Source organism: Sciscionella sediminilitoris (assembly GCF_000737195.2).
GTDB lineage: Bacteria > Actinomycetota > Actinomycetes > Mycobacteriales > Pseudonocardiaceae > Sciscionella > Sciscionella sediminilitoris.
Genome location: NZ_JALM01000046.1, coordinates 28,216 through 40,559, shown reverse-complemented (window position 1 = coordinate 40,559; position 12,344 = coordinate 28,216). Strand labels below are relative to the sequence as shown.

The 12,344-nt window shown below is 67.2% G+C and carries 13 protein-coding genes; 11 read left to right on the top strand and 2 right to left on the bottom strand.

The window, feature by feature from the left end:
- Window positions 1–35: 35 nt before the first annotated feature.
- The 6 genes from AD72_RS20025 to mctP all read left to right on the top strand — a co-directional run bounded on the left by AD72_RS20025 (window position 36) and on the right by mctP (window position 5,899).
- Window positions 36–632, top strand: coding sequence for a nucleotidyltransferase family protein (locus AD72_RS20025; protein ID WP_037346545.1), 597 nt, complete (start codon window positions 36–38; stop codon window positions 630–632).
- The gene (locus AD72_RS20020; protein ID WP_031468061.1) at window positions 614–1,498 is read left to right on the top strand and encodes an AAA family ATPase; all 885 of its coding nucleotides are present in this window, start codon (window positions 614–616) and stop codon (window positions 1,496–1,498) included. The genes AD72_RS20025 and AD72_RS20020 overlap by 19 nt, the downstream gene beginning before the upstream one ends.
- Window positions 1,498–2,577 carry a vWA domain-containing protein gene (locus AD72_RS20015; protein ID WP_031468060.1) on the top strand — a complete coding sequence of 360 codons (1,080 nt, stop codon included), beginning with the start codon at window positions 1,498–1,500 and terminating at the stop codon, window positions 2,575–2,577. The genes AD72_RS20020 and AD72_RS20015 overlap by 1 nt, the downstream gene beginning before the upstream one ends.
- The gene (locus AD72_RS20010; protein WP_031468059.1) at window positions 2,570–3,691 is read left to right on the top strand and encodes an XdhC family protein; all 1,122 of its coding nucleotides are present in this window, start codon (window positions 2,570–2,572) and stop codon (window positions 3,689–3,691) included. Before AD72_RS20015 ends, AD72_RS20010 begins: the two co-directional genes overlap by 8 nt.
- 286 nt (window positions 3,692–3,977) lie before the next feature.
- Complete coding sequence (locus AD72_RS20005) at window positions 3,978–4,244, top strand: DUF3311 domain-containing protein (RefSeq protein ID WP_031468058.1); 267 nt, start codon at window positions 3,978–3,980, stop codon at window positions 4,242–4,244.
- Complete coding sequence (gene mctP, locus AD72_RS20000) at window positions 4,241–5,899, top strand: monocarboxylate uptake permease MctP (protein WP_031468057.1); 1,659 nt, start codon at window positions 4,241–4,243, stop codon at window positions 5,897–5,899. Before AD72_RS20005 ends, mctP begins: the two co-directional genes overlap by 4 nt.
- 55 nt (window positions 5,900–5,954) lie before the next feature.
- On the opposite strand, the gene AD72_RS19995 is transcribed toward mctP, so the two are convergent.
- Entirely contained in the window at window positions 5,955–6,368 is a 414-nt protein-coding gene (locus AD72_RS19995; RefSeq protein WP_051898806.1) for a DoxX family membrane protein, read from the bottom strand.
- A 112-nt stretch (window positions 6,369–6,480) separates the two neighbouring features.
- Between AD72_RS19995 and AD72_RS19990 the strand changes: the two genes are divergently transcribed.
- From AD72_RS19990 to AD72_RS19975, 5 genes are all read left to right on the top strand, one after another.
- Window positions 6,481–7,668, top strand: a complete 1,188-nt coding sequence (locus AD72_RS19990; RefSeq protein WP_031468055.1) for an ATP-binding protein — start codon at window positions 6,481–6,483, stop codon at window positions 7,666–7,668.
- Between the two features lie 278 nt (window positions 7,669–7,946).
- Complete coding sequence (locus AD72_RS36680; protein ID WP_156365280.1) at window positions 7,947–8,084, top strand: hypothetical protein; 138 nt, start codon at window positions 7,947–7,949, stop codon at window positions 8,082–8,084.
- A 204-nt stretch (window positions 8,085–8,288) separates the two neighbouring features.
- Window positions 8,289–10,124, top strand: a complete 1,836-nt coding sequence (locus AD72_RS19985; protein ID WP_031468054.1) for an NHL domain-containing thioredoxin family protein — start codon at window positions 8,289–8,291, stop codon at window positions 10,122–10,124.
- 49 nt (window positions 10,125–10,173) lie between these two features.
- Window positions 10,174–10,503 carry a GroES family chaperonin gene (locus AD72_RS19980; protein ID WP_026197566.1) on the top strand — a complete coding sequence of 110 codons (330 nt, stop codon included), beginning with the start codon at window positions 10,174–10,176 and terminating at the stop codon, window positions 10,501–10,503.
- Between the two features lie 121 nt (window positions 10,504–10,624).
- Window positions 10,625–11,053, top strand: a complete 429-nt coding sequence (locus AD72_RS19975) for a CBS domain-containing protein (RefSeq protein ID WP_031468053.1) — start codon at window positions 10,625–10,627, stop codon at window positions 11,051–11,053.
- A gap of 153 nt (window positions 11,054–11,206) precedes the next feature.
- Here the strand turns inward: AD72_RS19975 and AD72_RS19970 are convergent, their stop codons facing one another.
- Complete coding sequence (locus tag AD72_RS19970; RefSeq protein ID WP_343123742.1) at window positions 11,207–12,133, bottom strand: hypothetical protein; 927 nt, start codon at window positions 12,131–12,133, stop codon at window positions 11,207–11,209.
- Window positions 12,134–12,344: the final 211 nt, after the last annotated feature.

Genomic DNA, 12,344 nt, shown 5'->3' with positions numbered 1-12,344 from the left:
CACAACCACGCACAAGCACGGCTAGGCTGGGGTAGGTGACGGAGAAACCGCAGGTCGTCGGGTTGTTACTGGCCGCGGGGGCGGGGACCCGATTCGGCGGCCCGAAGGCGCTCGCCGAGGTCGGGGGCGAGCCGCTCGTGCTCCGCGCGATACGCACACTGCGTGATGGCGGGTGCGCCGAGGTGCTCGTGGTGCTCGGCGCGGCCGCCTCCAAGGTTCACGCCCTGTTACCACCCGAGGTGCGGTCCGTGTACGCACCGGACTGGGAAACGGGCATGGGGGCTTCGCTGCGCACGGGCCTCGCCGCGGTACCCGACTGGGCCAGCGCGGTGCTGGTGCACCTGGTCGACCTGCCCGGAGTCACCGCGCAGACGGTGCGCGAGGTCGGCGCGCTGGCCACCCGCTCGGTCCTCGCGCGGGCCGGTTACCAGGGAAAACCGGGACATCCGGTGCTCATCGGGGCCGATCACCTCGCCGAGCTGGGCGCGACGCTGCACGGCGCACACGGGGCGAAGACCTGGCTGCGGGAACGCACTGTGCACCTGGTCGAGTGCGCACGGTTCGGTCACGGCGAAGACCTGGACACACCCGAGGACGGGGTTAGGCTCGGTCTGTGGAGCGCCCCACCCTGAGCCAGGACGAACTGGCCCGCAGCCTCGAGGCCACCGGTTACCTCGCCGACCCGGAGCTCGCGACCACGGCGTTTCTCGCGATGCGGATGGGGAAGCCGTTGTTCTGCGAGGGCGAGCCGGGCACCGGCAAGACCTCGCTGGCCAAAGCACTCGCCGAAGCGCTCGGCCTCACCCTGATCCGCTTGCAGTGCCATGAGGGCATCGATGCCGCGCAGGCGCTCTACGACTGGGATTTCGGGCGTCAGCTGCTGCACCTGCGCGCGCTCGAGGCCGCATCGGATGGCCACCTCGATGCCGAACAGGCGGAGAAATCGCTCTACGACGAACGGTTCCTGCTCGACCGGCCGTTGCTGCGCGCGCTGCGCACCGCACCGTGTGTGCTGCTGGTCGACGAGATCGACCGCGCCGACGACGAGTTCGAGGCCTTCCTGCTGCAGGTACTCGACGAGGCCTCGGTCAGCATCCCCGAGTTCGGCGAGATCACCGCGCGGCAGCCGCCGATCACGGTGCTGACCTCGAACCGCACCCGCGAGGTGCACGATGCGCTGAAACGCCGCTGTCTCTACCACTGGCTCGAGCACCCGGACCTGGCCCGCGAAGTGGCGATCCTGCACAGCAGGGTGCCCGGGATCGGGGACGCGCTCGCCCATCAGGTCGCCACGGCGGTGCGCGGTCTCCGCGAGCTGGAACTGCTCAAACCACCCGGGGTCGCCGAATCGATCGACTGGGCAGGCGCCCTGCTCGCCCTCGACCGGGACGTACTCGACGCGCAGACCGCGGCACACACCCTCGGCGCCGTGCTGAAGTACCACGAGGACACCGACCGGGTCCTGGCAGCCGGTCTGGAAAACCTGCTGGCGAGCTGATGGAACCGCTTCCCGGACTGCTCGGTTTCACGAGGGCGCTCGCCGCGGCCGGGGTACCCGCCGATCCACACCGGGCCATGGCGTTCACCGAGGCCATCGGGCACATCGATATCGCGGACCCCCGCCAGCTCTACGCGGCCGGGCGCGCGACGCTGTGCGGGGAACCGGACGACCTTCCGGTGTACGCGCGAGTTTTCGCGGCCTGGTTCGGCGCGGGATACCCCGGGACCACACCGGCAACCGAGAAACCGGCCCGCCCGCGGATCGCCGCGCTCGACGGGAGAACGGCGAGCGGCGAACCGGGGGAGGCGCTGCGGGTCGCCGCGGACGACACCGAGGTACTGCGCTACCGCGATCTGGCCGAGCTCACCGAAGCCGAGCGGGAGCGGGTGCGCGCCCTGCTCGCCGAGCTGGATGTGCGGCCACCGCTACGTTCGAGCATGCGCCGCCGCCCCGCACACCGCGGCGAACTCGACCCGGGACGGACCCTGCGCGGGATGCTCGCCAGTGGTGGGGAACCGGTACACCTCCGCCACCGGGCGAGCGCACCGAGACCGCGCGGAATCGTGCTGTTGCTGGACATCTCCGGATCGATGCGTCCCTACGCCGACGCGCTTCTGCGATTCGCGCACGTGGTGACCAGGCGTGCGGCCACCGAAACGTTCACCATCGGCACCCGGCTGACCAGGCTCACCCCGGCCCTGCGCGCCCGGGATCCCGAGCTGGCCCTGGCCGCGGCGGCCCGGACGGTCCCGGACTGGGCCGGTGGAACGCGGATCGGCGAGTCACTCCGCGTGTTCTGCGATCGCTGGGGGCAACGAGGGCTCGCGCGCGGCGCGGTGGTCGTGGTCTACTCCGACGGCTGGGAACGCGGTGAACCCGAGCGGCTCGGTGAGCAGATGGCCCGGTTACATCGCTTGGCACACAAGGTTTTCTGGGTGAACCCGCATGCGGGAAGGGCGGGCTACGAGCCGGTGCAGTCCGGGATCGCGGCCGCGCTCGGGCATATCGACCGCCTGCTTGCCGGGCATAGCCTGGAAACACTGCGGATGTTGCTGCGAGAGGTGCGCGATGCGTGACGTACTCGAGGAACTGGCCACCAGGGTGGCCGCTGGGGAACGGGTCGGGCTCGGCACCGTTGTCGCGACCTTTCATTCGGCGCCACGCGCGCCCGGAGCGGCGATGTTCGTCGCCGAGGACGGCACCGTGCGCGGCAGCGTTTCCGGTGGCTGCGTCGAAGGTGCGGTCTACGAGCTCGCCCAGCAGGTGATCAGCGAATCGGCTCCGGTGCTGCAGCGCTACGGGGTCTCCGATGACGATGCGTTCGCCGTCGGGCTGACCTGTGGCGGGATCCTCGACGTGTTCGTGGAACCGGCCGGGGACTGGGTGCTCGAGCTCGCCGAATCGGTCCGCGATGGTGAACCGGTCGCGCTGGCCACCGTCGTCGAGCACCCCGATCCGGCGCGGATCGGCGCGCACCTGCTCATCTGGCCGGAGCGGCGATCCGGCACCCTCGGCGGGGATCGGTTCGACGACGCGGTCACCGACGACGCGCGCGGACGCCTGGCCAGCGGGCGCAGCGGATCCCTGCACTACGGGCCGGACGGCCAGCGCCGCGGCGAGGGCTGCACCGTTTTCGTGGCCACCTTCGAACCACCGCCGCGGATGCTCGTGTTCGGCGCGATCGACTTCGCCGCGGCCATGGTGCGGATCGGATCCTTCCTCGGATACCACGTCACCGTCTGCGACGCGCGGCCCATCTTCGCCACCACCAGCCGATTCCCGGACGCCGACCAGGTCATCGTCGACTGGCCGCACCGCTACCTGAACGCCGAACTCGAAGCGGGCCGGATCGACGAACGGACCGTCGTCACCGTGCTCACCCACGACCCCAAGTTCGACGTGCCGCTACTGGAGGTCGCCCTGCGCGCCGAGCTCGGCTACGTCGGCGCCATGGGTTCCCGGCGTACCCACGAGGAACGGCTCGACCGATTGCGCGCGGCCGGGTTCGGCGAACACGAACTCGAACGGCTCTCCTCACCCATCGGCCTCGACCTCGGCGCCCGCACCCCGGAGGAAACCGCCATCTCCATCGCGGCCGAGATCGTCGCCCTGCGCTGGGGTGGCCGCGGCATCCGACTGTCCACCCTCGACGGACCCATCCACCGGGAACGCCTCACCACCGAAATCTGACCCGTTCCCGCAGGTCGAAGCCCGTCGTGCGTGGTTGTGTTGGTTCTAACCAACACAACCACGCACAAGCAGGTCCGGGGCCCGCTTGTGGATCACTCAGCTGAAAGTGAATAGCGGGCGAACCCTTGGCGAAGTGCGGTGATTAGGCCATTCGGGGGTTGCTGGGGGCAGTGAAGCCGGGGTTATCCACAGGTAGGCACCGGAACTGTCCACAGCTGGGGACAGTTTTGGGGTTTCACGCGTACCTCATATGATTCCGGCACTTGCGAACCGCTGGAGGTCATCGATGTCGTCCGAGCCGAGGCGGCGCGGCCATTCCGGGCTGCGTCTGTCGTGGTGGAACCTGGTGTTACTGGTTCCGCTGATCGTCCTCTTCACCCCGATGTACAACGCGGATCGGCCCCGGCTGTTCGGCATGCCGTACTTCTACTGGTACCAGTTCCTGTTCGTGTTCATCGGCGTCATCAGCGTCGCGATCGTCTACCTGGCGACCAGGGACAAGAAGCCGAAGAAGCAGAACAAGCAGGAGAACTCCGGGGAGGATGGCAAGTGAGCGGCGGACAGATCGTCGAACTGGTTGTTTTCGTCGTGCTGTTCGCGTTCGTGACCGTGCTCGGTTTCGTCGCCGCACGATGGAAATCCGCCTCGCTCGACCACATCGACGAATGGGGACTCGGCGGCCGCCGGTTCGGCGCCTGGATCTCCTGGTTCCTGCTCGGCGGTGACCTCTACACCGCGTACACCTTCGTCGCGGTGCCCGCGCTGATCTTCGGCAGCGGAGCACTGGGCATGTACGCCCTGCCGTACACGATCATCGCCTACCCGATCGTGCTGCTTCCCGCGCTCCGCCTGTGGTCGGTCTCCCGCGCGAAGGGGTACGTCACCCCCGCCGACTTCGTGCGCGGACGGTTCAACTCCCCGACCCTCGCGCTGCTGATCGCGATCACCGGGATCGTCGCGACCATGCCCTACATCGCGCTGCAGCTCGCCGGGCTCGAAGCGGTACTACGCACGATGGGGATCAATGCCTCGGGTCTGCTCGGGCACCTGCCGCTGCTGATCGCGTTCGTGATCCTCGCGCTCTACACCTACCAGTCGGGACTGCGCGCGCCCGCACTGATCGCGGTGGTCAAGGACGCGCTGATCTACATCGTGATCATCGTCGCGGTCATCTACCTGCCCATCAAGTTCGGCGGATTCGGCCACATCTTCGACATCTCACAGCAGAAACTGAGTGAGATCTCCCCGAAGACGGGCAAGCCGAAGGGCTCGGTACTGCTCACCGGAAACAACCAGCTGCAGTACGCGACCCTGGCGTTCGGCTCGGCGCTGGCGCTGTTCCTGTACCCGCACTCGGTGACCGGTGTGCTCGCCTCCAAGGGACGCCGGGTGATCAAACGCAACATGGTCGCGCTTCCCGCGTACTCCTTCGTGCTCGGCCTGCTGTGCCTGCTCGGGTTCATCGCACTGGCCGCGGGCACCAGCCCGATCACCAACAACGCGACCGGTGAGCCGGACACGAACACCGTGGTGCCCAACCTGTTCGGCACCCAGTTCCCGTCCTGGTTCGCCGGAATCGCCTACGCCGCGATCGGTATCGGCGCGCTCGTGCCCGCGGCGGTGATGTCCATCGGTGCGGCGAACATGTGGACCCGCAACATCTACAAGTCCTACCTCCGCCGCGATGCGACCCCGGCCCAGGAAGCCAAACAGGCCAAGCTCGCCTCGCTGATCGTGAAGTTCGGCGCCGTGGCCTTCGTGGTCTTCATCGACCCGCAGTTCTCCATCGACCTGCAGCTGATCGGCGGCGTGCTCATCCTGCAGACCCTGCCATCGGTCGCGATCGCCCTGTTCACCCGCTGGCTGCACAAAGCCGGCCTGATCGCGGGCTGGATCGTGGGTATGGCCTGGGGGATCATCATGCTCTACGGCATCCCCCGGGCGAACGGAACCGGACACTTCGGTGGTTCCGCGCTCCCACTCGGGCACCTGTCGATCTTCGGCTGGCATCCCTTCGAAGGTTCACAGGTGCAGATCTACGTCGGATTCGTCGCCCTCATCGCGAACCTCGTGGTCGCCGTCCTCGTCACCGTGATCGCCCGCGCGCTCGGCTCCAAGGACAGCGGGGACGAGACCAGCGCCGACGATTACCACGTGGACGAGAACACCCCCCTCCCCGAGAAGACGGCCTCGACAAACCCCGCTTGACCTGGGGCTTTACTCGGTCGTGAGTGGTTGTGTTGGTTCTAACCAACACAACCACTCACGAAGGACGCTTTCGGTTTTCGCCCTTGTCGAGCGCGGCGATGAGCAGCCCGCCGAGCAATGCCAGGTTCTTGTCGAAGTGGATCCGATGCGTGGCCCGGGAGGCCTCGTCATCGTGTTCCCAGTAGGAGTGACCGGCGAGCGTGGTAGGGATCAGGCTCCCGGCGAGCAGCAGCGCCGCCAACCGCGGGCATTTCCCGAACCCGAGCGCGAGCCCGGCCCCGGTCTTGACCAGCGCGTCGACCTTGACCAGCGTCTCCGGGTCGGTCGGCACCGGGAGCGAGCGATCGCCGATGGTCTTGTCCAGCAGTGGGCGCGCGAGCTCGACCCGCCCAGCCGGGTGCCGCAATGTGTCGATTCCACCGCTGACGAAGACCCAGGCAAGCAGTGGTCGAGCGATCCGACGAAGCATGTGCAGTCCACCTGTCCCGTTCTCGATGAGTCCGCTTCCTCCCGAGAACCTACTCTCGACACGTATTCCGAAATCTTGGATCGGCCCTAGAAACCCCGATACAGTCCTCGACATGGATCCGGTCCGCAATCCGTTCGCTCCGGGAGCAGGACAGCGCCCACCCGAACTGGCCGGCCGGGACCGTGAACTCGCCGCGTTCGACGTGGTCCTGGAGCGGGTGGCCAAAGGACGACCGGAACGCAGTCTGGTCCTCACCGGCCTGCGCGGCGTCGGCAAAACGGTACTGCTCGCGGAGCTGCGTTCGATGGCGATGCGGCACGGCTGGGGCGCGGGCAAGGTCGAAGCCCGCCCGGACGCCGGACTGCGCAGACCCCTTTCCGCGGCGTTGCACCGCGCAATCCGTGATCTCGCCGTGCGCCACCGTGCCCCGGACCGAGTCGAGGCCACGCTCGCAGTGCTCAAGGCGTTCGCGCTGCGCAGCGCACCAAGCGACGCGAAACTACGGGACCGATGGCAGCCGGGTATCGATGTGCCCGCCGCGAGCGGTCGCGCCGATTCCGGGGACATCGAGATCGACCTGGTCGAACTGTTCACCGATGTCGCCGAGCTCGCCGCCGACGTGGGCAGCGGGGTAGCCCTGCTCATCGACGAGATGCAGGATGTACGCCCCGAGGACGTCTCCGCCCTGTGCGCCGCCTGCCACGAACTCTCCCAGTCCAGCGCGCCGCTCGTCGTGGTCGGCGCGGGTCTGCCGCACCTGCCGACCGTGCTCTCGGCCTCCAAGTCCTACTCCGAACGCCTCTTCCGCTACGTACGGATCGACCGGCTCGAACGCGAAGACGCCGACCGCGCGGTCCTCGCCCCCATCGAACGCGAAGAGGCCGACATCGAGCCCGAGGCACTCGATGCCCTCTACGACGCCTCCGGCGGGTACCCCTACTTCGTGCAGGCCTACAGCAAAGCAGCCTGGGACGCCGCGCCACAGAACCCGATCACCGTCACAGACGTCCAGATGGCCGCGCCGGAAGCCGAAACCGAGCTCGCCGTGGGGTTCTTCGGGTCCCGCTACGAACGCGCCACCCCCGCCGAACGCGAATACCTGCACGCCATGGCCGAGCTCACCAAGGGCGCGGACGCGGGCGCGGCGAGCACCGAAGTCGCCCGGCACCTCGGCCGGCGCGCCAACTCCCTCTCCCCGGCCAGGGACAGCCTCATCAAGAAGGGGCTCGTCTACTCCGCCGAACGCGGCCACATCGCCTTCACCGTCCCCCACTTCGGCCGCTTCCTCCTAACCCGCTGACCTGCACGAATCGTGCTTCGTGAGTGGTTGTGTTGGTTCTAACCAACACTTCCGCGCACGAGAGGGCCTACCTCTGTCTGTGGTTTTCTATCGTTAGAACTAGAAAATCCTAGGCAGCCTTAGCAGCCGACATGACTCCGGATGAATCACTGTGACTTGCTTGATTGGCCGCATAATCAACGGCTTGTGCGGCAAATTACCATCGAATAAGTGGCACGCGTGTACGGATCGCGTCATACTGGAGAACAGGGGACAGACGAGAACTGAGGAGCGCACCCATGAACATCACCGCGAGGATTCGTGCCCGCAAGGACCGCAACCGCACGAACAAGTCGAGGAAGGCGGGCATCGACCGCACCCGCATGCGTCACGAACTGGCAACAATCGCTCACGCACAGCACGCGCGGATGCGCTGAACCGCCCGAAAACGCGCGGTGCCACACGAATTCAAGCGAATTTCGACGCCGCTGTAACGCAGCGCGGCGCACTGTCGATGTACGGGATGACCCCGTGATGCTGTCGGACCCCCGACCTGACAGCACCGCGGGGTTTTCCACATCCTGGACCACTTTCCCGGCTCACGTCGCGAAGGAACACGCACGCCGGCACGCGCGTTGCCGATGAACGTGGGAACGACGAGTGAACGTGCCAAGGTCCGGGCGCCGGAGCTGAGCGGGCGCGGCTGGCTGAACACCGGCGGGACGAACTACAGCCTCCGCGACTTCCGGGGGAAGTTCGTCCTACTCGATTTCTGGACGTTCTGCTGCATCAACTGCCTGCATGTGCTCGACGAGCTGCGCGAACTCGAGGCCGAATTCGCGGATGTCCTGGTGACCATCGGCGTACATTCCCCGAAGTTCGAACACGAGGCGGACCCGGACGCGTTGCGCGCCGCGGTCGAACGCTACGAAGTCCACCACCCTGTTCTCGACGATCCCGAGCTCACAACGTGGCAGCAGTACGCCGTGCGGGCCTGGCCGACTCTCGCGCTCATCGACCCTGAGGGATACCTGGTGCACGTCGCGGCAGGTGAAGGCCATTCCGAGGCACTGCGAGCGGTCCTCGAAACACAGCTCGCCGCGCACGAGGCCGCCGGAACCCTGCACCGCGGCGACGGCCCCTACGTCCCACCACCACCGCCGGAAACCACGCTCCGCTTCCCCGCGAAGGTAGCGAACACGCCGCACGGCACGCTCCTCGTCACCGATTCGGCGCGGCATGCGGTCGTGGAACTCGATGCGGACGGGGTAACCGAGCTGCGCCGATTCGGAACGGGGGAACGCGGCAGCGCCGACGAGCCGGCCCAGTTCGCCGAGCCGTCCGGAATCGCACTACTGCCAACGGAAATCGCCCGGCAGGTCGGCTATGACGTGATCGTTGCCGACACTGCCAATCACCTGCTGCGCGGGCTCGATCTCGACGCGGGAACCGTGCGCACCGTGGCCGGGACCGGCCGCCAATGGCGTGCCGGCGCCACCGAGGGCCCGGCCACCGACATCGAACTGAGCAGCCCGTGGGATGTGGCCTGGTGGCACCCCGCGGGCGGCGTTGTCATCGCGATGGCGGGCAACCACACCCTGAGCGTGTTCGATCCCATCGCCGGCACGGTGCGGCGTTTCGCGGGAACCACGGTCGAGGGGCTGAAGGACGGCCCGGCGGGCGAAGCGCATTTCGCCCAGCCATCGGGGCTCGCGGTGACCGCGGAGCGGCTGTGGCTGGCCGATGCCGAAACCTCCGCACTGCGCTACGTCGACACCGATCGACAGGTGCACACCGTGATCGGCACCGGGCTCTTCGACTTCGGACACCGGGACGGCACCGCCGCCGAGGCACTGCTCCAGCACCCGCTCGGCGTCGGAGTCCTCGGCGACGGTTCGATTGCCATCGCCGACACCTACAACGGGGCCCTGCGTCGATACGACCCGGCCACCGACGAGGTATCGACCCTCGCCGAGGATCTCGCCGAGCCATCGGATGTGCTTCTCGTGGAGGACTCGATCCTGACCGTCGCGTCCGCGGCACACCGCATCGAGCGGCCCGTGGCACCCGGCGTCGCCGAACAACTCGTGCACGGGGAGGCGATGCAGATCAGCAGGCCGGCGACCGAGATACACCCCGGACGGGTCCGCCTCGACGTGATCTTCGCGGCGGCACCGGGACAACGGCTCGACACCCGATACGGACCGTCTACCAGGGTCGAGGTCTCCGCCTCACCACCCGAGCTGCTGGTATCCGGGGAAGGGACGAACACCGACCTGTCCCGTGAACTGGTCATCGATGAATCCGTCGGCGAGGGCGTGCTGCACATCGTCGCCCAGGCCGCGAGTTGTGCCGATGACCCGGCCATCGAACACCCGGCCTGCCAGCTGACCCGACAGGACTGGGGCGTTCCGGTCACCGTGACCGCGACCGGTGCCGACCGGCTTGCACTGACCCTCGGGGGACTCGATGCCTAGCACGCTCGACCGTACCGACCCGGAAAGCCCGGACCGGGGCACCGATACCATGCCGCAGGTGGCCGACCAGAAGCTCGAGATACAGATGCTGCACGATCGCCTCCTCGTGCGAACCACACCCGAGGAAGGCGAGCGGCGCAGCGGCGGCGGGATCGTGATTCCGGCGACTGCGCAGATGGCCAAGCGGCTGGAGTGGGGCGATGTGCTCGGCGTTGGCAACAGCGTGCGCAACGTCAAGGTCGGTGACCGGGTGCTGTTCAACCCCGAAGAGCAGCTCGAGGTCGAGATCGGGGCCAAGACCTATCTCGTGATGCGCGAGCGCGACGTCCACGCGACCGCGACCGAGCGGACTGACCACGGGACCGGCCTGTACCTCTGACCTCCCGCTGAGCTCTGTGCCGCCCCGCTGGATTGGGGCGATATGGGGGATTTACGCCTACTCCACAACGCTGCACACTGTAACCGAGATCACACCGCTAAGCGCTTGTCGGGAGCGTGCCATGTACATCTCGGATGTGTTGCAACGCAAGGGGTCTTACGTCGCCTCGGTCGAATCGCGGAGCACCGTGCGCGAGCTGCTCGCCGAACTGGCCGAGCGCAACATCGGCGCGGTCGTCGTACTCACCGATCGGCAACCCTCCGGTGTCGTCTCCGAGCGCGACATCGTGCGACATCTGCATGCCGGTGGCGAACGGGTGCTCGACTGGCCGGTCAGCCAGATCATGGCCACGCCGATCGTGACATGTACGCCGAAAGACACCGTCGACAGCGTCATGGTCACCATGACCGAGCGGCGCGTCCGGCACATCCCGGTCATCGACAACGAGCAGCTCGCCGGGATCGTCTCGATCGGGGACGTCGTCAAGCACATGATCGCCAAACTCGAGACCGACCGCGAACAACTCGAGGCCTACATCGTCAAGGGCTGACCTGGGGTTTTCCGTGCTTCGTGAGTGGTTGTGTTGGTTAGAACCCGCACATCCGCTCACGAAGGGTCTGTCGGACAAGGTCCGCAGGGGATAACAAGAGATCAGCGGGTCATGGAAGATGGGCCCTGCCCGGTTCAGCGTCCCCCGGTGGGGTCAGCCTGCCTCGGCGTGCGTGTTCGCGGCGCACCGCGGGCAGCGACGGGCGAGGAAGAGCACTCCGCTGCGGCGAAGGACGCCGATAACCTCCTCGGCGACCCCGCAGGGATCGGTGTGCACTTCGTTCCACCCATAGGTCAGTCGTGATCGGCCGGCCAATTCGGCGGCGTTGTCTCTTCGCCGATCCCGGAAAGCCACCCACGGCATCGCGTGCCAGGTCCGGCTGTCCAGGCGCACGGTCAGCAAGGCGCCCAGGTGGTCGTAGGTCGCGTCCTCGTACAGAAGCCGGTCGTCCACGAGGAACGGTTGCTGCCTTCGCGCGGGCGGTATGCCGTGCGCGCGCTCGACCAGTTCCAGATATTCGCGCTCCAGCTCGGACATCAACCCGCTGGCGACGAGCCTGAGCGCCCCGTTGAGCGCCTTGCGGTACCGATAGGGCGGCCGCACCTCGAGGTTCCTCCCCAGCTGGCGGACGGTCACTGGCCAGCGTCCAGCGAGGCCGATGAACATCGTGGTGGCATCCGCCGCGTTCGGTTCCGCCACAGCGAGATCCGTGAGCGTGTCCACTCTCCTCGTACGCTCCGGATCAGTACCGGCGCCGATATGCCGGATCGCGCGCGACCGGTGCACCTTGACCAACGGCAACTGGGAGATCGCCGAGCGTCCATAGGCGACGGTGATCTCGACCTCGGCCGGTCGCCGTTGTTCCGTTTTGCCCTGCCACCGATCAGCCGCACTCGTATGGCTGATCATCGCCGTCGGCCCGCCATAGAGCAGCGCCGCGGACACGTTCGCCGGATGCGTGAGGGGACCGGTGAACGTGGCATAGACCCCGCGCACCACCCGTTGCCACCGCCGCGCATCCAGATTCGCCTGCAGGACGCCTCTCGTGATCGCGAACTCACGCAGCTGGCGCACATGCACGATTCCATGTTGCCGAGCAAGCATCGCGCGCCATTCCTGCCGACGGCGCGGCGTCAACCGCTCCTCGGACCAGCGCTCATTGCTCGGCATACCTCACTATCGCGCTATCCCGATAAAACGGCGAGCACCCTAATCCCCAGTTGTGGATAACCACGACCTGTCCACAGTGGATCGCATACACATTCGTGAGCGATTGTGCGGGTTCTAACCA

Coding starts and splice junctions, on each gene's coding strand:
- AD72_RS20015 (WP_031468060.1), top strand. CDS start 1,498: ATGGAACCGCTTCCCGGACTGCTCGGTTTCACGAGGGCGCTCGCCGCG.
- AD72_RS20010 (WP_031468059.1), top strand. CDS start 2,570: ATGCGTGACGTACTCGAGGAACTGGCCACCAGGGTGGCCGCTGGGGAA.
- AD72_RS20005 (WP_031468058.1), top strand. CDS start 3,978: ATGTCGTCCGAGCCGAGGCGGCGCGGCCATTCCGGGCTGCGTCTGTCG.
- AD72_RS19995 (WP_051898806.1), bottom strand. CDS start 6,368: ATGCTTCGTCGGATCGCTCGACCACTGCTTGCCTGGGTCTTCGTCAGC.
- AD72_RS19990 (WP_031468055.1), top strand. CDS start 6,481: ATGGATCCGGTCCGCAATCCGTTCGCTCCGGGAGCAGGACAGCGCCCA.
- AD72_RS36680 (WP_156365280.1), top strand. CDS start 7,947: ATGAACATCACCGCGAGGATTCGTGCCCGCAAGGACCGCAACCGCACG.
- AD72_RS19985 (WP_031468054.1), top strand. CDS start 8,289: ATGAACGTGGGAACGACGAGTGAACGTGCCAAGGTCCGGGCGCCGGAG.
- AD72_RS19980 (WP_026197566.1), top strand. CDS start 10,174: ATGCCGCAGGTGGCCGACCAGAAGCTCGAGATACAGATGCTGCACGAT.
- AD72_RS19975 (WP_031468053.1), top strand. CDS start 10,625: ATGTACATCTCGGATGTGTTGCAACGCAAGGGGTCTTACGTCGCCTCG.